Annotated in this window: 20 protein-coding genes; 19 read left to right on the top strand and 1 reads right to left on the bottom strand. The window is 63.6% G+C overall.

Annotated elements, in window-relative coordinates; all coding sequences use genetic code 11:
• The first annotated feature begins 138 nt into the window (after positions 1-138).
• The 15 genes from murJ (at position 139) to HMPREF9696_RS16065 (ending at position 14091) form a co-directional block, all read left to right on the top strand.
• Positions 139-1695 (top strand): murein biosynthesis integral membrane protein MurJ, encoded by a 1557-nt coding sequence (murJ, locus tag HMPREF9696_RS16135; protein WP_002714106.1) that lies wholly within the window; start codon positions 139-141, stop codon positions 1693-1695.
• Between the two features lie 65 nt (positions 1696-1760).
• Entirely contained in the window at positions 1761-2798 is a 1038-nt protein-coding gene (gene trpS, locus HMPREF9696_RS16130; protein ID WP_002714105.1) for a tryptophan--tRNA ligase, read from the top strand.
• 273 nt (positions 2799-3071) lie between these two features.
• Positions 3072-3566, top strand: coding sequence for a universal stress protein (locus tag HMPREF9696_RS16125; RefSeq protein ID WP_002714104.1), 495 nt, complete (start codon positions 3072-3074; stop codon positions 3564-3566).
• A gap of 161 nt (positions 3567-3727) precedes the next feature.
• Positions 3728-4294 (top strand): NifU family protein, encoded by a 567-nt coding sequence (locus HMPREF9696_RS16120; RefSeq protein ID WP_002714103.1) that lies wholly within the window; start codon positions 3728-3730, stop codon positions 4292-4294.
• A gap of 138 nt (positions 4295-4432) precedes the next feature.
• Positions 4433-5119 carry a tRNA (adenosine(37)-N6)-threonylcarbamoyltransferase complex dimerization subunit type 1 TsaB gene (gene tsaB, locus HMPREF9696_RS16115; RefSeq protein WP_002714102.1) on the top strand — a complete coding sequence of 229 codons (687 nt, stop codon included), beginning with the start codon at positions 4433-4435 and terminating at the stop codon, positions 5117-5119.
• 5 nt (positions 5120-5124) lie between these two features.
• Entirely contained in the window at positions 5125-5631 is a 507-nt protein-coding gene (gene rimI, locus HMPREF9696_RS16110; RefSeq protein ID WP_002714101.1) for a ribosomal protein S18-alanine N-acetyltransferase, read from the top strand.
• Positions 5632-5676: 45 nt separating this feature from the next.
• Positions 5677-6141 carry a Fur family transcriptional regulator gene (locus tag HMPREF9696_RS16105; protein WP_002714100.1) on the top strand — a complete coding sequence of 155 codons (465 nt, stop codon included), beginning with the start codon at positions 5677-5679 and terminating at the stop codon, positions 6139-6141.
• On the top strand, positions 6138-6836 hold the full coding sequence (locus tag HMPREF9696_RS16100) for an HAD family hydrolase (protein WP_002714099.1): 699 nt from the start codon (positions 6138-6140) through the stop codon (positions 6834-6836). Before HMPREF9696_RS16105 ends, HMPREF9696_RS16100 begins: the two co-directional genes overlap by 4 nt.
• Before the next feature lie 107 nt (positions 6837-6943).
• Positions 6944-8344: a tRNA (N6-isopentenyl adenosine(37)-C2)-methylthiotransferase MiaB gene (gene miaB / locus HMPREF9696_RS16095; protein WP_002714098.1), complete on the top strand. Its 1401-nt coding sequence runs from the start codon at positions 6944-6946 to the stop codon at positions 8342-8344.
• 4 nt (positions 8345-8348) lie between these two features.
• The gene (locus HMPREF9696_RS16090; RefSeq protein WP_002714097.1) at positions 8349-9398 is read left to right on the top strand and encodes a PhoH family protein; all 1050 of its coding nucleotides are present in this window, start codon (positions 8349-8351) and stop codon (positions 9396-9398) included.
• 16 nt (positions 9399-9414) lie between these two features.
• Positions 9415-9924 carry an rRNA maturation RNase YbeY gene (gene ybeY / locus HMPREF9696_RS16085; protein WP_157133534.1) on the top strand — a complete coding sequence of 170 codons (510 nt, stop codon included), beginning with the start codon at positions 9415-9417 and terminating at the stop codon, positions 9922-9924.
• On the top strand, positions 9925-11058 hold the full coding sequence (locus HMPREF9696_RS16080) for a hemolysin family protein (protein ID WP_002714095.1): 1134 nt from the start codon (positions 9925-9927) through the stop codon (positions 11056-11058). It abuts the gene before it with no gap.
• Positions 11055-12656, top strand: a complete 1602-nt coding sequence (gene lnt, locus HMPREF9696_RS16075) for an apolipoprotein N-acyltransferase (RefSeq protein ID WP_002714094.1) — start codon at positions 11055-11057, stop codon at positions 12654-12656. Before HMPREF9696_RS16080 ends, lnt begins: the two co-directional genes overlap by 4 nt.
• Positions 12657-12845: 189 nt before the next feature.
• Positions 12846-13262 carry a helix-turn-helix domain-containing protein gene (locus HMPREF9696_RS16070; RefSeq protein WP_002714093.1) on the top strand — a complete coding sequence of 139 codons (417 nt, stop codon included), beginning with the start codon at positions 12846-12848 and terminating at the stop codon, positions 13260-13262.
• Positions 13263-13359: 97 nt separating this feature from the next.
• The gene (locus tag HMPREF9696_RS16065) at positions 13360-14091 is read left to right on the top strand and encodes a tRNA (guanine(46)-N(7))-methyltransferase TrmB (RefSeq protein WP_002714092.1); all 732 of its coding nucleotides are present in this window, start codon (positions 13360-13362) and stop codon (positions 14089-14091) included.
• Here HMPREF9696_RS16065 and HMPREF9696_RS16060 read toward each other — a convergent pair.
• The gene (locus tag HMPREF9696_RS16060) at positions 14088-15170 is read right to left on the bottom strand and encodes a DUF2336 domain-containing protein (protein WP_002714091.1); all 1083 of its coding nucleotides are present in this window, start codon (positions 15168-15170) and stop codon (positions 14088-14090) included. The genes HMPREF9696_RS16065 and HMPREF9696_RS16060 overlap by 4 nt on opposite strands.
• 404 nt (positions 15171-15574) lie before the next feature.
• Here HMPREF9696_RS16060 and rimP point away from each other — a divergent pair, with 404 nt between their 5' ends.
• The 4 genes from rimP to infB all read left to right on the top strand — a co-directional run bounded on the left by rimP (position 15575) and on the right by infB (position 21367).
• Entirely contained in the window at positions 15575-16366 is a 792-nt protein-coding gene (rimP, locus tag HMPREF9696_RS16055) for a ribosome maturation factor RimP (RefSeq protein WP_002714090.1), read from the top strand.
• A 3-nt stretch (positions 16367-16369) separates the two neighbouring features.
• On the top strand, positions 16370-17974 hold the full coding sequence (gene nusA, locus HMPREF9696_RS16050; RefSeq protein WP_002714089.1) for a transcription termination factor NusA: 1605 nt from the start codon (positions 16370-16372) through the stop codon (positions 17972-17974).
• A gap of 72 nt (positions 17975-18046) precedes the next feature.
• Positions 18047-18745 carry an RNA-binding protein gene (locus HMPREF9696_RS16045; protein WP_002714088.1) on the top strand — a complete coding sequence of 233 codons (699 nt, stop codon included), beginning with the start codon at positions 18047-18049 and terminating at the stop codon, positions 18743-18745.
• A 39-nt stretch (positions 18746-18784) separates the two neighbouring features.
• Entirely contained in the window at positions 18785-21367 is a 2583-nt protein-coding gene (infB, locus tag HMPREF9696_RS16040) for a translation initiation factor IF-2 (RefSeq protein ID WP_002714087.1), read from the top strand.
• The last annotated feature ends 129 nt before the right edge of the window (positions 21368-21496 follow it).

Below are 21496 nucleotides of genomic sequence, written 5' to 3'. Positions count from 1 at the left end.
TGTTGAGGATAAGCGAAACCGGCAAAAGCTGGTATTTCAGGACAGTGGAATAAGGGCCTTGAACAGGCCGCCAAACGATCCGGCGACCTATCACGACAATATGTCCGCCAGCAAGCATGTGATCCGCAGAATAGTTCGATGATCCGCCACATCCTGACCGTTTCGACCGGAACGCTGGCCTCGCGCACGCTGGGATTCATGCGCGACGCCCTGATCGCCGCGCTGCTCGGTGCGGGTCCCATCGCGGATGCATTTCTGGTCGCGTTCCAGTTCATCAATGTCACGCGCCGCTCTTTCACCGAGGGCGCGCTGAACGCGGCACTGGTGCCGCATTATCTGCGCGTGCGAGAAATCGACGGAGCGGCCGCCGCCGCAGCTTTTGCCGGCCGCGCGCTTGGCGCCGTCAGCCTCATTCTGATTGTGATCGCGCTGTTTCTGACCGCGCTGATGCCGCTGGTGATTTCTCTGCTCGCGCCGGGCTTCGTGGGCCAGGAGACATTACAGTTAGCGATTACCGATGCACGTCTGATGATGCCCTATTTCGCGTTCGTCGGCCCGTCGATTGTAATGATGGGCGTGCTCAACGCGGAGCATCGTTTCATGCTCACTGCGTTCTCGCCGGTGCTGTTCAACCTCACCATGATCGTTGTGCTGGTCACATTGCTGATCTGGCGTCACGATCCGCTGTTCTCGGCAACGATTATTGCCGGGGCGGTCGGTGTCGCCGGTTGCTTGCAGATGCTGATCCTGATCCAGCGCAGACCGTGGCGCGACGGCATCGCCACGCCGATCCGGGTTTCGTTCGATCCGCAGATCCGCGGCTTCCTGCGCAAGGGCATTCCCGGCATGGTCGCCAATGCCGGTCCGCAGTTCCTGATCGTCGGCGGCGCCATCATCGCGTCGAGTTCGCCCGCGGCGGTCTCGTGGCTTTACTTCGCCAACCGCCTGATCGAACTGCCGCTCGGCATGGTCGGCGTAGCGATGGGCACGGTGCTGGTCCCTGAACTCACCCGCGCCATCCGGAGCAACGACCAAGACGCCCTGATGCAGGCGGAATCGCGCGGCGCAGAACTCGCCACCGCCCTCGTGCTGCCCGCGGCGCTCGGCCTGATCCTCCTGAGCGAGCCGATCATCCGGGTGCTGTTCGAGCATGGCGCATTCACCGCGGCGGACACCGCCGCCACCGCGCGCGCACTGTCCATTCTCGCGCTCGGCCTGCCGGCGCACGTTCTGGTCAAGGTGCTGGCGCCAGCCTTCTTCGCCCGTGAGGACACAAAAACGCCGCTGGTGGCGACGATCTCGGGCGTCGCCGTCGCTGTCATCTGCGGCCTGCTGTTTGGCCGCCCCTATGGCGCCAGCGGCGTTGCCGCCAGCATCTCGCTCGGCGCCTGGTTCTGCGCCGCCATCCTAACCTGGCGCGGGAGCACCACCTTCGGCTTCTCGATCGACACCACCGCGCGGCGGCGGCTGCCGCGGATCGCGCTCTGCGCCGCCATCATGGGCGCGATGCTTTTTCTCGCCGAATCCTTTGTGGCGCCGGTGGCGGCGACCGCCGGCTTCGCCGCCCAGATCACCATTCTCGGCGGTCTCGTGGCGGCCGGCGTCTCATTCTACGGCCTGCTGCTGGACCTGTTCGGCGTGCTCAACTGGGGCGAAGCGATCAGCAATCTGCGCGATGGGCGCTTGCGCGACTAGCGCATGCACAGGTAAAGACGCCCATCAAAACACGGCTGCCCAAGGGCAGCGCGGGAACGATCACAATGGCTGCAAAAGAACTGGTTTTTTCGGGCGTCCAGCCGACGGGCAATCTGCACCTCGGCAACTATCTCGGCGCCATCGTCAACTTCGTGAAACTCCAGAACACCCACAACTGCATCTACTGCGTTGTGGACCTGCACGCCATCACCGTCTGGCAGGACCCGGCTGAACTCACCCGCAACATCCGCGAGGTCACCGCTGCGTTCATCGCAGCCGGGATCGACCCGAAGAAGCACATCGTGTTCAACCAGAGCCAGGTCTCCGAACACGCTGAACTTGCCTGGGTGTTCAACTGCGTCGCCCGCCTCGGCTGGCTGAACCGCATGACCCAGTTCAAGGAGAAGGCCGGCAAGGACCGCGAGAACGCATCCGTCGGTCTCTACGCCTATCCGAACCTGATGGCGGCGGACATTCTGGTCTACCGCGCGACCCATGTGCCGGTCGGCGAGGATCAGAAGCAGCATCTCGAACTGGCGCGCGACATTGCGCAGAAATTCAACAACGACTTCTCGGATTCGATCCGCGCACACAACTTCGGGGAGAAGTTTTTCCCGCAGCCGGAGCCGCTGATCACCGGCCCGGCGACGCGGGTGATGTCGCTGCGCGACGGCACCAAGAAAATGTCGAAGTCGGACCCGTCCGATTATTCGCGCATTAATCTCACCGACGACGCCGACGGCATCGCCCAGAAAATCCGCAAGGCAAAGACCGATCCGGAGCCATTGCCGAGCGAAGAGGATGGCCTCAAGAGCCGTCCCGAAGCCGACAATCTGGTCGGCATCTATGCGGCGTTGTCGGGCCAGTCGCGCGGCGATGTGCTGCGTGAATTCGGCGGCGGACAGTTTTCCGGCTTCAAGTCGACGCTGGTCGACCTTGCGGTCGCCAAGCTGGGTCCGATCGGCGCCGAGATGAAAAAGCTGACGCAGGATGCGGCTTACGTGGATGCGGTGCTGGCCGACGGCGCGGACCGCGCCCGCGTCATTGCCGCCGAAACCATGAACGCGGTGAAGGACATCGTCGGCTTCATCCGCAAGAAGTAGGCCTCAGCGTTCATCGTCATGCCCGGGCTTGTCCCGGGCATCCACGTCTTGACGGCAAAAGAAGGCGTGGATGGCCGGAACAAGCCCGGTCATGACGAACCTTGAATGACACGCTAATTACCGCCGCCTCAACCGAATCGAGTTCCGTCAAGTCTCTTCTCGCCTTGTCGGCGCGGCCTCGCGCGTGGCAGCATGATGCTGGTTCAGCAAGTTGTGCGTATTCTGTTCGCAAAACCGGCGCCCACTTTTGCGGAATACGCGCGGGGGACATGTATGAGCAATCAGCGGCGAAGTTACGAGCAGGGCCATAAGCCGAAATGTCTGGTCGTGGTTGACGACAGCGCGGAAGGCGATCGCGCGGTCTATTACGCAAGCCGCTGGGCGGTGCGCGTCGGCGGCGGCGTGGTGATGCTGCGTGTAATCGAGACCGAAGACCGCAACCAGCAATGGCTCGGTGTCGCGGACATCATGCGGGAGGAGGCCGAGGAGATCGCCAATGCGGCGCTCGATCGCGCCTCGGGCCGCGCCAACGGCATCGCGGCGATTACGCCGGAGCGCGTGATCCGCGAAGGCAATCCCGGCGAGCAAATCCTCGACGTCATCGACAAGGACGTGGACATCGCGATGCTCGTTCTGGCCGCGAGCGCTGGCGCGGAAGGACCAGGGCCGATCATCACCATGCTGGCGAAATCCGCCGGGACCTTCCCGATCCCGATCACCGTGGTGCCGGGCAATCTCAGTGACATCGATCTGGACGCGCTGTCGTAAGAAACAGACCTTGAGTCGCCCCGGTGAATGCCGGGACGGCGAGCAGGAACCCCCGCCATGCGCCCTTGATCGGGCTGTTCCAGCCGCCATCTGTGCTATAGGACACCTTCACCCACCCCGTTCGCGCCGGCCTTGAACCGGCGATGCGCCGGAGATTTCAGATGTTTATCCAGACCGAAGCCACCCCCAATCCCGCCACCCTGAAGTTCATTCCGGGCCGCAGCGTGCTCGACACCGGCACCATGGAATTCACCGACCGCGACAGCGCCGCCCGCTCGCCGCTGGCCGAGCGACTGTTCGCGGTGCCGGGCGTGACCGGCGTCTTCTATGGCTCGGACTTCGTCACCGTCACCAAGGACGACAGCGACTGGCAGCATCTCAAGCCGGCGATTCTCGGCGTCATCATGGAGCACTACATGTCCGGCGCGCCGCTGCTCGCCGATGGACAGGTGGCCGATGGCGATGCGCCCCATGCCGAAGAGTTCTTTGACGAGGCCGACACCGAGACCGTCGCGGTGATCAAGGATCTCCTCGAAACCCGCATTCGCCCGGCCGTGGCCGGTGATGGCGGCGACATCACCTTCCGCGGCTTCAAGGAAGGCATTGTCTATCTCGACATGAAGGGCTCCTGCGCCGGCTGCCCGTCGTCCACCGCGACGCTCAAGCACGGCATCCAGAACCTTTTGAAGCACTTCATTCCGGACGTGGTCGAAGTCCGGCCGATGTAAGCAACATCCAAACTGCCGTTTGACAGACTTCGTCATGGCCGGGCTTGTCCCGGCCATTTCATTTTTGAGCATCGAATACGAATGAATCTGAGCCATTGGGCATTCCGCCGGTGCCGCCATCGGTGCTAGATCACTCACATGATCGTTCTGGCCATCGACACCGCGCTGGATTACTGCGCAGCCGCCGTCCTCGACGCCGGCGCGCAGACCATGATCGCGCAGGAAACGCTGGAGATGAAGCGCGGCCACGCCGAAGCGCTGATGCCGCTGATCGCGCGCGTCATGAAAGCCTCCGGCCGCAGCTATCTCGATCTCGACCGCATCGCCGTGACCACCGGCCCCGGCAGTTTCACCGGTCTGCGCGTCGGCATTTCTGCGGCGCGCGGCATCGGCCTTGCCGCGGGCAAGCCCGTGGCCGGCCTCACCACGCTGTCGGTCTATGCCGCGCCGCTGGTCGCGGAGCAACAGGAACAGCCGATCGTGGCCGCCATCGACGCCCGCCACGACCATGTTTATTTTCAGGCTGTCGCGGGCAATGGCGCCGTGCTGATGCGGCCGGCGATTATTCCCATCGAGGATACATTCGCCGCCGCCCGTTTCGGCGCGCTGCGCATGGTCGGCAATGCCGCCCGTCTCCTCGCTGATCGCTGGCCGTCCAATGTCCCCGCACCGGCGCTGGTCGATCCGAAGCCCGGCCCGGATATCGCATGGGTCGCCTGGCTCGGCGCCGCAACCGACCCGGACTCCGCACCCGCCAAGCCGTTCTATCTCCGGCCGCCCGATGCCAAGCCGAAGCCCGGCTTCGTTGTGCCGGATATGCGTTGACCATCATGGCGCATCTCACCTCGTTTCTTGGCAGGTTCTTCCCGCATCTGTTCAAGCGGCCCGAGACGGCGGTCGAGCCTGCAAACCTGCGCGACGCGCCACGGCTGTCGCAACTGCACCGCGCGGCGTTTCATCGCGGCTGGAGCACCGAGGAGTTCGAGCAGATCCTGATCGAACGCAACGCGCTGGCGCACCGGCTGCGGATGGGTGGCGCAACGATCGGCTTCATCGTTTCGCGCACGGCTGCGGACGAGGCTGAAATCCTCTCTGTCGCCGTGGCGCAGAAACATCGCGGCCACGGATTCTCGCGCGAACTCTTGCGCACCCATCTCGGACATCTCGCCGGGCATGGCCTGAAAACCGTGTTCCTCGAAGTTGAAGAAAATAATCGCCCCGCCCGCGCGCTGTATGAACGCGCCGGATTTCGCGTGGTCGGCCGCCGCGACCGGTATTACAAGGATGCCGGCGGCACCGAATTGAACGCCGTCGTCATGCGACGAGACTTGTCGTAAGCTCGCTACGGTGGCAAAACACGTCTCCATCCACCGGGAATAATCATGACCGCCCTCAAATCCATGCCTCCGGGCAAGCATACGGATATCGAGAAGCGCTGCGCTGCCGCCGGCATGCGCATGACCGAACAGCGCCGGGTGATTGCGCGCGTCCTGGCCGAAGCCATGGATCATCCCGATGTCGAGGAACTTTACCGGCGCTGCATCGCGGTCGACGACAAGATTTCCATCTCGACGGTCTATCGCACCGTGAAGCTGTTCGAGGACGCCGGCATCATCGAGCGTCATGATTTTCGCGAAGGCCGCGCCCGCTACGAGCAGGTGCCGGAGAGCCATCACGACCACCTCATCAATCTGCGCGATGGCAAGGTGATCGAATTCACCTCCGAGGAAATCGAAAAGCTGCAGACCGAGATCGCGCGCAAGCTCGGCTACAAGCTGGTCGATCACCGGCTTGAGCTGTATTGCGTCCCGCTGGACGAGAAGACCCGGGACGACGACAAGACTTGAGCACGCCGCCCCCCTACGATCTCATTATCTTCGATTGCGACGGCGTGCTGGTTGACAGCGAGGCGCTCGCCTGCGTCGTTCATGCCGACGTGCTGACCGAATACGGTTACACCATCACCGCCGCGCAGGTGCATGAACGTTTTCTCGGACGCTCGGCGCGCGAGGCGCGGCTTGAGGTCGAAGGCGAACTCGGCCGCGTTCTGCCCGACACCTACACCGCGCAATTGCGTGCGACCATCGACCGCGTGTTCGGCGAGAAACTTGCGCCCGTTCCGCATATCGCCGAGACGCTCGGCAAATTATCGCAAGAAATCTGCGTGGCCTCATCGGGCACGCCGACGCGCATTCGCTCAAGCCTTAGCACCACAGGACTGATCGGCCACTTCGATCCGCATCTTTTTTCGGCGATGCAGGTCGCGCACGGCAAGCCTGCGCCAGACCTGTTCCTGTTCGCCGCCGCTCAGATGAACACGCCGCCCGCGCGATGCCTCGTGATTGAGGACTCTGTGCCGGGCGTGACCGGCGCGTTCGCCGCCGGAATGACTGTGATCGGATTTACCGGCGGCAGCCATTGCCGCCCCGGCGACGGGAACCGGTTGCGCGCCGCCGGAGCCACAATCGTCATCGACGATATGCGCAAACTGCCCGCCCTGGCCGCGCAAATGCTCAATCGGGATGAAATAACAGCCATTTAGCTGGTTTTTCAGCAATCCTGCCGTGGCCCGGTCGCTGGATTTCGCGGCCCTTTCCCTATATCTGAAACGCCGGAAAGCGGCCCGAACTGCCGCCTGTCAGGATCTGAATGACCACGCCGCGCAAGCTGCACATCAAGTCATACGGCTGTCAGATGAATGTCTACGATGCACAGCGCATGGTGGATACGCTGACGCCTGAAGGATACGTCGAGACGGCCAATGCCGAGGACGCCGACCTTGTCATCCTGAACACCTGTCACATCCGCGAGAAGGCTTCGGAAAAAGTCTATTCGGAGCTTGGACGGCTGCGAGCAGCAAAAGATGATGCCGCCCGCAATGGTCGCGAGATGCGGATCGCTGTGGCGGGCTGTGTCGCGCAGGCCGAGGGCAGCGAGATCATCCAGCGCGCCCCCGTGGTTGATATCGTGGTCGGCCCGCAAAGCTATCATCACCTGCCGCAACTGCTGGCGAAAGCGCGCAGCGATGGCCGCGCCATCGAGACCGAATTTCCTGTCGAGGATAAATTCGCGGCCTTGCCCGATCCGAAGCCCGCGATGATCCGTGCGCGCGGCATTTCATCTTTCGTCACCGTGCAGGAAGGCTGCGACAAGTTCTGCACCTTCTGCGTGGTGCCTTACACCCGCGGCATGGAAGTGTCGCGTCCGGTCGCACGCATCATCGACGATGTGAAGCGCCTCGCCGACAATGGCGTGCGCGAGATCACCCTGATCGGACAGAACGTCAACGCTTTCCATGGCGAAGGCGAAAACGGCGAGCCGTGGTCGCTCGGCCGCTTGCTTCATCGCCTTGCCGATATTCCCGGCATTCTCCGGCTGCGTTATTCAACCAGCCATCCGCGCGATGTCGACGATGCGCTGATCGAAGCCCATCGCGACATCCCCGCCGTGATGCCGTTCGTGCATCTGCCGGTGCAGTCCGGCTCCGACCGCATTCTCGAGGCGATGAACCGCAAGCACACCGCCGCCGATTACGCCCGCACCGTGGACCGGTTCCGCAAGGTGCGTGAAGACATTGCATTTTCATCGGATTTTATCGTCGGTTTTCCGGGTGAAACCGAGGAAGATTTTTCGGCGACCCTCGCGCTGGTCCGCCAAATCAGCTACGCTGGCGCCTATTCGTTCAAGTATTCGCCGCGGCCCGGCACGCCGGCCGCGGACATGCAGGAGATGGTTGCGGCCACGGTGATGGACGAGCGATTGGCGCGGCTTCAGGAGTTGATCGACAGCCAGCAGGCCGCATTCAATGCGGCAGCCATCGGCGAGACGGTCGACGTGCTGTTTGAACGCGCCGCGCGCAATCCGGGTCAGATCGTCGGCCGCACCGCCTATCTCCAGCCGGCGCATGTCATGGCTTCCCCCGACATTATCGGGCAGGTGCTGCCTGTCGCCATCGACAGCCTCGAGCGCTACAGCCTGATCGGCCGACTGGCCGGTCCCGTGCCCCTTGCCTCGCCGCGTTCCCAGCCCGTCATGACCACCGGAGCCTGAACCCTTGCCAAAAAGCGCATCGGATTCGCCGACACTCGCACCTGGCCGCAAGGCTGACGTTCATACTCCGCACGAAGCCCAGATCGTCGTCGCCTTCGACGACAACGGCGCAGCCTCCGCGCTGGTCGGCCCCTATGGACAGAATCTCGCGCTGATCGAGCGGCGTCTCGGCGTGGTCGCTGACTCCCGCGGCAACCACATCACCATCGCCGGATCTCGCGACGGCTGCGACGCCGCACGCCGCGTGCTGGAAATGCTCTACGAACAGGCGATCCGCAGCCAGGATATCGCCCAGGGCGATGTCGAAGGCGCGATCCGCGCCGTGATCGCGCAAGGCTCGCTGTTCGAATTCGATCCCAAGGCCGCGAAGTCGCAATTCGAGGAAATCAACCTGCGCAAGCGTCCGGTGCGCGCGCGCACCGCCGCGCAGGATTCCTACATCCGCGCACTGAAGCGCCACGAACTCGTGTTCGGCATCGGCCCGGCCGGCACCGGCAAGACATGGCTTGCGGTGGCGCAGGCCTGCCAGTTGTTCGAGCGCAAGGAAGTCGATCGCATCATCCTGTCGCGTCCCGCTGTCGAGGCCGGCGAGCGGCTCGGATTCTTGCCGGGCGACATGCGCGAGAAGGTCGATCCCTATCTGCGGCCGATCTACGATGCGCTGTACGACCTGATGGACTCCCGCGTGGTCGAGCGCGGCCTGCAGAGCGGCGAGATCGAAATCGCGCCGCTCGCCTTCATGCGTGGCCGAACGCTGACGAATGCCGCGATCATCCTCGATGAAGCGCAGAACACCACGTCGATGCAGATGAAAATGTTTCTGACCCGCCTTGGCGAAAACAGCCGGATGATCATCACCGGCGATCCGAGCCAGGTCGATCTGCCCAACGGCCAGCCGTCGGGGCTGGCGGAAGCTGCAAAGCTGCTCGACGGCGTCGAAGGCATCACGCAGGTGCGCTTCACCGGGCAGGACGTGATTCGCCACGAACTCGTGGCGCGCATTGTCGCCGCTTACGAAGGCACGCCCAAGAAACCCGATGCAGGCAAATCCTGAACGCGCGATTGCCGCCATGACACCCGCCAATCTTCCCGCAACCGAAGTGCTAGTCACGGCCGACTGCTGGGCCGGCGAAAGCAGCGCGGAGACGATCGTTCATCGCGCCATCGAGGCCGCGGCCGCCATGGTCGATGCCGATACGGCGGACGCCGAGGTCGCCGTCATGCTGACCGACGATGCGGGCATTCGCACCCTCAACAACAACTGGCGCGGCATCGACAAGCCGACCAACGTGCTGTCCTTCCCTGCGCTGCAGCCGGAGCGCACGCCCGCCGATGACGACGCGCCGCGCATGCTCGGCGATATCGCGATCGCCTACGAGACGACGCGCAAGGAGGCCGACAGCGAGCACAAGCCGTTCGAGCATCATCTCAGCCATCTGGCCGTACACGGCTTCCTGCATCTGATAGGCTACGATCATGAAACCGACGATGACGCCGAGATCATGGAAGGCCTCGAACGCGATATTCTGGCGCAACTCGGAATTCCCGATCCTTACGCGCACGACGACCAGGTGAACTAAGTGCCCGAACCTCTCGCTGCCAAATCCGACACCGAACGTCCTGGCCCGCAACGGCCGGGCAATCTGCCGGTGCCCGTGCAGCAGGGCGAGGTGCTGCGCCCCTCCTCCGAACTCTGGCTGATGCGCGCGCTGCGCGCGCTGTTCGGATGGAAAGCGGGGTCGGCGCGCGCCGACCTTCAGGTGGTGCTCGATGCCACCACGCCGGACGAGACCAGTTTTACCACGGTCGAGCGCACCATGCTGCGCAACATCCTCGGCCTGCACGAGCGGCGCATCGCCGACGTGATGGTGCCGCGCGGCGACATTGTCGCGGTAAAGCGCGACATCTCGCTCGGCGAACTGATGAGCCTGTTCGAGAGCGCGGCCCATTCCCGCCTCGTGGTCTACAACGACACGCTCGACGATCCCGAAGGCTTCGTTCACATCCGCGATCTGCTCGCCTTCATGACCTCGAAGGCGAAGGTCGACGACGAGGTCAACGCCAAACGCAAGAAGCCGTTTCCTGCCGGCCTCGATCTGCGCTCGGTGGACCTGCGGATGAAGCTGGCGGATGCCGACATCATGCGCAAGCTGATCTACGTTCCGCCGTCGATGCCTGCCATCGACCTTCTGGCGCAGATGCAGGCGACACGCATCCATCTGGCACTGGTGGTGGACGAATACGGCGGCACTGACGGCCTTGTCTCGATCGAAGACATTGTCGAACAGGTGGTAGGCGAGATCGACGACGAACATGACGGCGACGAGGCGCCATCCGTGGTCAGGCAGTCCGATGGATCGTTCATCGCCGATGCCCGTGCCAGCCTCGAGGACGTGCAGTCCGTGGTGGGCGAAGATTTCGACACCGGCGAGGCCGGCGAGGATGTCGACACGCTCGGCGGCTATCTGGTGACACAGGTCGGCCGCCTGCCGGTGCGCGGTGAAATCATTTCCGGCCCGGGCGACTTTGAAATCGAAGTCCTCGACGCCGATCCGCGCCGCGTCAAGCGCGTGCGCATCGGCACGCACAAGGACCGCTCCAACCTGCGTCATCGCGAATTGCGCCGCCGCGAAGCCGCCGCCGACGCGGCTCAGGCACAAGGCATCGATCCCGCCAATCCCGCCTCATCCAGCGACAGCACCGGCAGCCGATGAATTCGTTCCGCGCGCTCATCGCCTCGATCATTCTCTCGTGGGGCTGGAAGCGCGCGGCGCTCGCATGGATCGCGGGTGCGCTGTCGGCGCTGGCGATGGCGCCGTTCAACGCCTGGCCGATTCTCTTTCTGACCATTCCTGTGATGGTCTGGCTGATCGACGGCGCTGGCGCCGGACGCCTCGGCGGCATTCCGGCGGCGGCGCTGAGTGGCTGGTGGTTCGGCTTCGGCTATTTCACCGCGGGGCTTTACTGGATCGGCTACGCATTCCTTGTCGATGCCGAGACATTTGCGTGGCTGCTGCCCTTCGCGGTGATGGGATTGCCGGCAGGTCTCGCGCTGTTCATGGCGCTTGGCTTCGCGCTTGCCCGATTGATCTGGGTGCCCGGCGCCTTACGGATTCTCAGTTTCGCCAGCGCGCTGACCTTCAGCGAATGGTTGCGCGGGCACATCCTCACCGGCTTTCCATGGAACGCCTTCGGTTACGCGCTGACCGAACCGCTTGCGCTGGCGCAGACGGCTTCGCTGGTGGGCCTCTGGGGTCTGACCTTCGTCGCGCTTGCGGTGTTCGCAAGTCCTGCGGCTCTCGCGGATGATCGCGCCGTGACGCGCCGCCCATGGATGGCGCCCGCACTCTCTCTTCTCGTTCTCGCCGCGATGGCTCTCTACGGCGCGTTCCGGCTGACCACGCATCCGACGCAACTCGTGGCGGGCGTGAAGCTGCGGCTGATGCAGCCGAACCTGCAGCAGGACGTGAAGTTCAACTATTCCGCCAAGCAGATGGTGATGGAAAAGTATCTGTCGCTGTCGGATCGCGCGACCGGACCGCAGTCGAGCGGCATCCGCGACGCCACGATACTCATCTGGCCCGAATCCGCTTTTCCGTTTTTCCTTTCGCGCGAAGCCGACGCCATGGCGCAGATCGCCAATCTGCTGCCGCAGGGAACGGTTCTGGTCACCGGCGCCATTCGGCCGCCCGATCAGCCCGCGGGAACGCAGATCACGCGCGCCTACAATTCGATCTATGTGATCGACCATGACGGGACGATCCTGTCGGTCTACGACAAGCTGCATCTCGTGCCGTTCGGAGAATATCTGCCGTTTCAGTCGGCGATGGAGAAACTCGGCTTCGTGCAGATCACGAAAGTGCGCGGCGGATTCATTCCCGGCGACCGGCGGCGCACGATGAACATTCCGAATGCGCCGCGCATGCTGCCGCTGATCTGCTATGAGGCGATCTTTCCGGGCGCCATCGTTCCCGGCGCGGATCGTCCCGGCTGGATCGTCAACCTGACCAACGATGGCTGGTTCGGAATTTCCACCGGCCCCTACCAGCATCTCCAGCAGGCGCGCTTGCGCGCGGTTGAAGAAGGGCTGCCGCTCGTCCGTTCTGCGAACACCGGCATTTCCGCGGTCATTGATCCGGTCGGACGCATCATTGCGCATCTGGAGCTTGGCAGGGAAGGCGTCCTCGATTCACCATTGCCGAGGCCGACAGCACCAACGATTTTTTCAAGGGTTCGGGATATTCCCGCAGCGCTGGCGGTAGCCTTGTCGGTCCTGATCGTTCTTCGCCGCCGCGTGAAACCGAAGGCCTGAAACACCGTATCTAGTGGCCCGCCGCGCGCCGGTTCATGGAACCCGGCGTCAGAATGTCGCCGTAACCTAAAATCTTCAGCACGTGTATGACTAGCATTTGACGATCCCGCATGCGGCAGCGTATGCCGAATAAACCGCCGTCTCGCCTTGGGTATTTGTGCCCGGCAGGCTGACGGCGCGGAGTTTGAGATGACGCCCAAGGCCCCAAATCCAATCGACAAGTATGTCGGCAGCCGTGTTCGCATGCGCCGCATCATGCTGGGCATGAGCCAGGAAAAGCTCGGCGAAGCGCTCGGCCTGACATTCCAGCAGGTCCAGAAATACGAGAAGGGCACCAACCGCATCGGTGCAAGCCGCCTGCAGCAGATTTCGGATATTCTTCAGGTCCCGGTTTCGTTCTTGTTCGAGGGCGGCCCTGCTGGCCCGAACGCCCTGGCGGGACTGAGCGAAGCGCAGTCGCCCGCCTACGTCTCGGATTTTCTTGCCACATCCGAAGGCCTGGCGCTGACCCGGGCTTTCACGCGGATCACCGATGCCCGGCTCCGCCGCAGCATCGTGGAGCTTGTCGAGCAGATGGCCGCACGCGAGCAATCCGACCCGACCTGAACTCATGCTCGTGCGTTGAACGAACACACGTGGCGCAGCGCGAGCCGGAGCTATTCAAGATTTTCCATTCACGATGATGAACGGCCAGGACCGGCAGATGACGAAGTCAGCGGACGGCATCGCGTCATCTTCGCAGGCTGCAGGGCACAGCCACGGTTCGTTCTTCGGACGGCGCAAGGGACACAAGCTCCGCAACCATCAGACCGATCTGATGGAGCATCTGCTGCCCCGGCTCACCCTTGATCTTGCGACGGCGGACGCCTCCGCTCCTGCATCGCTGTTCGATGCACCGGTCGATGACATGCGGCTGGAGATCGGCTTCGGCGGCGGCGAGCATCTTGTCGCCGAGGCGCTCGCGCATCCGCAGACCGGCTTTATCGGCTGCGAGCCCTACATCAACGGCATGGCGAAGATCCTGTCGCTGATAGAGGCGAACAACATCACCAACATCCGCCTGTTCGCGGGTGACGCCGCCGAGCTTCTGGGCTGGGCGCGCGCCGGAAGTTTCAAACGCATTGATCTCATTCATCCCGATCCGTGGCCGAAGCGGCGGCACTGGAAGCGCCGCTTCGTGCAGGACGCTACCATCGCGCAGATCTCGCGCGTGCTCGATCCCGCAGGCGAATTCCGTTTTGTCAGCGATATCGACGACTACTGTTCATGGACGCTGATGCACATGCAGCGATCGAAAGACTTTGCATGGATAGCGGAGCGGGCCGATGACTGGCGCAAGCCCTGGCCGCACTACACGATGACGCGCTACGGCCGCAAAGCCGAGCGCGAGGGACGCAAGGCCGCTTATCTGATTTTCAAGCGAACGAACGCCTAGGCCTTGTCGCGCAGACGCCAGAACGTCAGCACACGTTGCGCGGTCGCCGGCGACAGCCGCTCGTAGTTGATCCGCGCTTCTTCGATATCGGGACCGGACGGCACCTTGCCGGGGCCAAGCCGCAGCACGAGCAGCGCGCGCACGGTCGCCCATTCCAGTCCGATCGACTTTCCAAGCAGCAGGACCGGATCGTAACGATCCCCCAGCATGAGCTGGTTGACGACGTTGAGCCGCATGCCCGTCATCGCGGCGAGCGCGGCCACGGCCTCCTCATACTTGTGCTGCCGGGCGAAATCGAGCAACGCCGCCTGATCGAGATTGCCGGCATGATGCAGCGCCAGGATGGCGCGTTGCGCCGGCTCGAAGTCGCGCGCCTGCGGCTGCGATTTCGGCGCGCCCGACAGTTCGATCATCGCCTGATTGATCGCGGCCTTCTGTTTCGGCTTGGCCATGTCGAACAGACGGCGGCGCACCACATCGACCGATTTGGCAAGCAACTGCTTCAGCGTCGCTGCGGGAAGATCTTCGCGCTGTCCGACGGTCAGCGCCAGCATGCCGTCGTCGGTCGCGCGCTTGACCAGTCCTGAATAGCCAAATTCGGAAAACTGCGCGCCGGCATTGGCGGCGACATTGCGCACGACATCACGGTCACCACGGCGGACGATCACATCGGTCACCGCCGGCGACAGCGTCTTACGCCCCGAAATCGCGGCGAGATGTTCCTGCCCCCGGCCGCGCGCGATATCGACAAGGGTGGGATCGTCCAGCAGCGGCGAGCGGCTGAGGATTGGCCCCGCGATCCTGATTTCGGCTTCGCGCGCGAGTTGCTTCACCAGCGTCGGCGGCGCGTTATCGAGTTTTGACAGGCGTTCGGCGAGTTCCGCTCGCGTCTCGATTTCGGTGGCGGGGACGAGGCCAACCAGAATGTCGTCGAACAGCGCGACATGTTTGGTCTCGAAATGCGCAGCCCCCTGCAGAAAGAGGCTGGAGATTCGCTCGATCGCCTCTGCCCGCTTCTCCGCGGAGCCATTCTTGACGATGTCATCGAGTTCGGGAATCAGCGAAAGCGCAGCGGCCATAGAAATCTCGTTCGCGCACCGGTACGGCGGTTCCACCCTCGCTGTGGCCGCTCCGCCCGGGACGCGGGCGGACTGTAGGCCCCGCCGGGTGAATTAACGGTTAGCCGCAACGGCCGTATCCCCCGAATGGGGTATGCCGGCCGACAAGGTTACGTGGAGGTGTGCAAAATGGAGCGATTTGGCGGAAAATCAGCCGCTGGCGCCGGTCGGGCAGGTTCCACCGGCGGGCCGCCTGACCCGGAAGCCCTTGCCGCACAGGCCGAAAACGTCTATATCCGCCGCAACTGATAAATTCTCATACGCGCACGTAGGAGAGTGGGGCCCCCGGGGACCCGCTCTTTTTTATTACCTGACGCCAGCCGCATGACGCGGCAGCAAGGACCAAGAGCATTCTCGACCCGCACATGACCGAACCGACCGACGTCACCGTTGATGCCGACCTGCTTGACGAACCGCGCCTGGTGATCGAGCCGGGCGCCGGCGCGCGTGTGGCGGCGGTCGCTGCGCCGGTGTTGCAGGGCATGGGCTACCGGCTGGTCCGCATCAAGGTTTCCGGCGAAGCCGGCTGCACCGTGCAGATCATGGCGGAACGGCCCGACGGCACCATGCAGATCGAGGATTGCGAGGCGATCTCGAAGGCGCTGTCGCCCGTGATGGACATCGCCGATCCGATCCAGCGTGCCTACCGGCTGGAAATTTCATCGCCGGGCATCGACCGGCCGCTGGTCCGCCGCACCGACTTCGAGCGCTATGTCGGTCATCTCGTGAAAATCGAGATGGCCACGGCTCACGATGGCCGCAAGCGTTTCCGCGGAACCATTCAGGGGCTGGAAGGCAATAGCGTCCGCATCGTACGTGACGATTCCAAGGAATATAAAGGGGCGCAGGAAGCCGACGTTCTGCTTCCCATCGAAGACATTGCCAGCGCCAATCTGGTCCTGACCAACGCACTGATTGCCGAATCCATGCGCCGCGGCCGTGACGCCGAGCGCGAGCAGCTCGAACAATCGGGCGCGATTCCGGAACCTCCGGCGCATGCGCGCCTTGCACGTGAAAAGCGCGATCTGAAGAAGGGCTTCCAGCCGAAGCCGAAAAGCAAGACGAAGAAGCCCGTACCGCAGAACACCAAGGAACATCGCCTCGCCGCTGAAAAGAAAAAGCGCGCAGGCCTCACGGACCACCACGAAGGAGACTGAGCCATGGCCGCTGTCAGCGCCAACAAACTCGAACTGCTGCAGATCGCCGATGCCGTCGCGCGTGAAAAGTCGATCGACCGCGGAATCGTGATCGCCGCGATGGAGGACGCCATCGCGAAAGCTGCCCGCGCCCGTTATGGCTCCGAAACCGATGTGCACGCCCAGATTCATCCGAAAACCGGCCAGTTGCAGCTTGCACGCCACATGCTGGTGGTCGAGCAGGTCGAGAACTCGTCCAACCAGATTTCGCTGAAGGACGCGCAGAAGGCCAATCCCGGCGCACAGATCGGCGACACCATTGCCGACACGCTGCCGCCGCTGGAATACGGCCGCATCGCCGCGCAGAGCGCCAAGCAGGTGATCGTGCAGAAGGTGCGCGAAGCCGAGCGCGACCGGCAGTATCAGGAATTCAAGGACCGCATCGGCGAGATCGTCAACGGCGTGGTCAAGCGCGTCGAATATGGCAGCGTGATCGTCGATCTCGGACGCGGCGAAGCCATCGTGCGCCGTGACGAAATGCTGCCGCGCGAAGTGTTCCGCAACGGCGACCGCGTGCGCTCGTACATCTTCGACGTCCGCCGCGAAACCCGCGGCCCGCAGATTTTCCTCTCGCGCACCCATCCGCAGTTCATGGCCAAGCTGTTTGCGCAGGAAGTGCCGGAAATCTACGACGGCATCGTGGAAATCAAGGCGGTGGCCCGCGATCCGGGCTCGCGCGCGAAAATTGGTGTTATCTCCCGCGACTCGTCGGTCGATCCGGTCGGCGCCTGCGTCGGCATGCGCGGCTCGCGCGTGCAGGCCGTGGTGAACGAACTGCAGGGCGAGAAGATCGACATTATTCCGTGGTCTCCGGACATCGCGACCTTCGTGGTCAACGCGCTGGCGCCGGCGGAAGTCGCCAAGGTCGTGATCGACGAAGACCGCGAACGCATTGAAGTTGTCGTTCCGGATACCCAACTGTCTCTTGCGATCGGACGCCGCGGCCAGAACGTGCGCCTCGCCTCGCAGCTTACCGGCTGGGACATCGACATCCTCACCGAGCAGGAAGAATCGGAGCGCCGTCAGGCCGACTTCGAGAATTCCACCCGCGTGTTCATGGAAGCCCTCAACGTCGACGAAGTGGTCGGCCAGTTGCTCGCCTCCGAAGGTTTCGGCTCGGTGGAAGACCTCGCTCTGGTCGATCCGCGCGAACTGACCAGCATCGAGGGCTTCGACGAGGAAACCGCTGCCGAATTGCAGAGCCGCGCGCGCGAATATCTCGAACAGCTCGATGCCGAGCTGGAAGCCAAGCGGAAGGAACTGGGCGTGGAAGACGAATTGAAGACGGTGCCCGGCGTGACCGCAAAAATGCTGGTGAAGTTCGGCGAGAACAACGTCAAGACGGTCGAGGATCTTGCGGATCTGGCCACCGACGACCTGATCGGCTGGACCGAACGCAAGGATGGCGAAACCGTCAAGCACGCGGGCATCCTTGATGCGAACGAGATGTCGCGCGAGGACGCCGAAGCCCTGATCATGCAGGCGCGCGTTGTCGCCGGCTGGATCACCGAAGCCGACCTCGCCAAGCCGTCGGAAGAGGCGGAAGCCTCTGAAGAGAATCCCGCGTAACAAGGCCGAAACTCATGAAGCGATTTTCGGACATCACCATGTTCCGCAAGAGTTGAAGGAAATGACCCGCGCATGCTCGCCATCGCTGATCACGCCGATCTCGATCACGGTCCCCGGACAAAGTCCGGGACCGAGCGGATGTGCGCGGTCACACGGCAGGTCGCGGGCGTTGATGACCTGATCCGCTTCGTTCTCTCCCCGACCGGAGAGATCGTTGCCGACCTGAAGCGAAAACTTCCGGGACGTGGCCTGTGGGTGTCGCTCTCGCGCGAGAAAGTCGCGGAAGCGGCCCGGCGCAATGTGTTCGCGCGCAGTTTCAAGCGCGAGGTTCAGGTGCCGAAAACCCTGGCTGACGACGTCGAACGTCTGATGGTCCGGGGCATTTCCGAAGCCCTCGCCATGGCCGCCAAGGCCGGGCAGGTGGTTTCGGGGTTTTCCAAGGTCGAGGGCGCGATCGAGACCCGGCAGGCCGTGGCCCTGATCCATGCCGCTGACGGCGCTTTGGACGGAATTCGCAAGCTGAACGGCAAACTGGCCGCCATGAGGCGGGAAAATAGCCCGGAATCGGGCGATTTTCCCGTGGTCGGCGTCCTGACCACCGATGAATTGGATTTGGCACTTGGGCGGGCAAATGTGGTACATGCTGCCCTGCTCGCGGGCCCGGCCAGCAAGACCTTCCTCGCACGTTGCCAGACACTCACCCGGTTTCGGGGGACGGATGGCGGCCACAATGGCGGGAATGACCAGAATAACCAGGGCACGGCCGTCTGACACGGCGTGCGAGCAAACGAACGAGATTGGGACTGTTGAATGGCTGATACGAAGAATCCTGGCGACAAGCCTCTGAGCGTCGGTACGAAAACTCTGTCGCTGAAGCCGCGCACAGAGACCGGCGTGGTGCGCCAGAGTTTCAGTCACGGCCGCACCAAGCAGGTGGTGGTCGAGAAGAAAACCAAGCGCCGCCTTGCGGGTGACCCCGCGCCGGAAGCCGCGCCGGCCCCTGTTGCCGCGCCGAAACCCGCACCCCGCCCGGCCGAGCCGCCGCGCCCCGTCGCGCGCAAGTCCGGCGTCGTGCTGCAGACCCTGACCGAAGACGAACAGAGCGCCCGCGCCAGCGCGCTTGCCGATGCGCGCATTCGCGAAGAGGAAGAGCGCCGCGCCGCGGAAGCGGAAGCCGCCCGCCGCAACACCAAGGAATTCAAGGAACAGCAGGAGCGCGAAGCCGCCGAAGCCCGCAAGAAGGCCGAGGAAGAACGTCATCGCGCCGAGGAAGAAGCCAAGGCCCGCGCCGAGCGCGAAGCCAACAAGCGCGAAGCCGCCGCGAAGGCTGCCGCGGCAGCGCCTGCGAAGGCGCCGATTGTCCCGGCACGTCCGGCGGCGGTCGCGGCCGACGGCTCCGACGATGACGAAGCCCCGCGCATGGTGCGCCGTCCGGGCGGCGGTCCCGCGCGTCCGGTCATTGCACCGAAGCCGGCTGCGAAGCCCGGCCCGGCAAAACAGCGCGGCCGTCTCACCATTTCGACCGCGCTCAATGCCGACGATGTGCGCGAGCGCTCGATCGCCTCGTTCCGCCGCCGCACCCAGCGCCTGAAAGGCCACGCCTCGAACGAGCCGAAGGAAAAGCTCATTCGCGAAGTGACGATCCCTGAAGCGATCACGATTCAGGAACTCGCCAACCGCATGGCCGAGCGCGCCGTCGACATCATCCGCCTGCTGATGAAGCAGGGCGCGATGCACAAGATCACCGACGTGATCGACGCCGACACCGCGCAGCTCATTGCCGAAGAACTCGGCCACACCGTCAAGCGCGTTGCCGCAAGCGACGTGGAAGAAGGCCTGTTCGACGTCGCTGAGGATCATGCGTCCGATACGACGCCGCGTCCGCCGGTTGTCACCGTCATGGGTCACGTCGACCACGGCAAGACCTCGCTGCTCGACGCGCTCCGTCAGGCCAATGTCGTCTCGGGTGAAGCCGGCGGCATTACCCAGCACATCGGCGCCTATCAGGTCACCTCGCCGGATAGCGGCAAGAAAATCACCTTTATCGATACGCCGGGCCACGCCGCGTTCACCGCGATGCGCGCCCGCGGCGCCAAGGTCACCGACATCGTCATCCTCGTTGTCGCAGCCGATGACGGCGTGATGCCGCAGACGATTGAAGCGATCAATCACGCCAAGGCGGCCAAGGTTCCGATGATTGTCGCGATCAACAAGATCGACAAGCCGGACGCCAAGCCCGAGCGTGTGCGCACCGAACTGCTGCAGCACGAGGTTCAGGTCGAATCCTTCGGCGGCGACGTCGTCGATGTGGAAGTCTCCGCGAAGAACAAGACCAATCTCGACAAGCTGCTCGAAATGATCGCGCTGCAGGCCGATCTGCTCGAACTCAAGACCAATCCGGACCGTCCGGCCGAAGGCACCGTGATCGAAGCCAAGCTCGATCGCGGCCGCGGCCCCGTGGCGACCGTGCTGGTTCAGCGCGGCACGCTCAAGGTCGGCGACATCATCGTGGCCGGCGCCGAAATGGGCCGCGTCCGCGCGCTGATCAACGATCAGGGCGAGACCGTTCAGGAAGCCGGCCCCTCGGTGCCGGTCGAAGTGCTCGGCTTCAATGGCCCGCCGGAAGCCGGCGACCGCCTCGCAGTGGTCGAGAACGAAGCCCGCGCCCGTCAGGTCACCGATTATCGTGCCCACCAGAAGCGCGAGAAATCCGCAGCCAGCAGCGCCGGCATGCGCGGCTCGCTCGAGCAGATGATGAGCCAGCTCAAGACCACGGGCCGCAAGGACTTCCCGCTGGTCGTGAAGGCCGACGTGCAGGGCTCGCTGGAAGCGATCCTGGGATCGCTCGAAAAGCTCGGCACCGACGAAGTCGCAGCCCGCATTCTGCACGCAGGCGTCGGCGGCATCTCCGAATCCGACGTGACGCTGGCGGAAGGTTTTGGCGCCGCCATCATCGGCTTCAGCGTTCGCGCCAACAAGGAAGCGGCGGCGCTCGCCAAGCGCAACGGCATCGAAATTCGCTACTACAACATCATCTACGATCTCGTGGACGACGTGAAGAAGGCGATGTCCGGCCTGCTCGCGCCGACGCTGCGCGAGTCCATGCTGGGCAATGCGCAGATCCTCGAAGTGTTCAACATTTCGAAGGTCGGCAAGATCGCAGGCTGCCGTGTCACCGACGGCACCGTGGAACGCGGCGCCAATGTCCGCCTGATCCGCGACAACGTCGTCGTGCACGAAGGCAAGCTGTCGACCCTGAAGCGCTTCAAGGACGAAGTGAAGGAAGTCCAGTCCGGTCAGGAATGCGGCATGGCCTTCGAGAACTACCAGGATATGCGCGTTGGCGACGTAATCGAATGCTACCGCGTAGAGACCATTCAGCGCTCCCTGTAAGTCCAAGTCTTACGGGCGCGTTGAATTAATACGGGACGTCATGACCGCGTGAATCGCGGACATCCGCGTCTTCATTACGTTTCACAGCAATGATGTTCATGGCGGAGAGAGTCTCCGCCATGACGTCTG

The organism is Afipia clevelandensis ATCC 49720, from assembly GCF_000336555.1.
GTDB classification, from domain to species: domain Bacteria; phylum Pseudomonadota; class Alphaproteobacteria; order Rhizobiales; family Xanthobacteraceae; genus Afipia; species Afipia clevelandensis.
The sequence above is the reverse complement of the archived record's forward strand: the minus strand, read 5'-3'. Positions and strand labels throughout refer to the sequence as shown.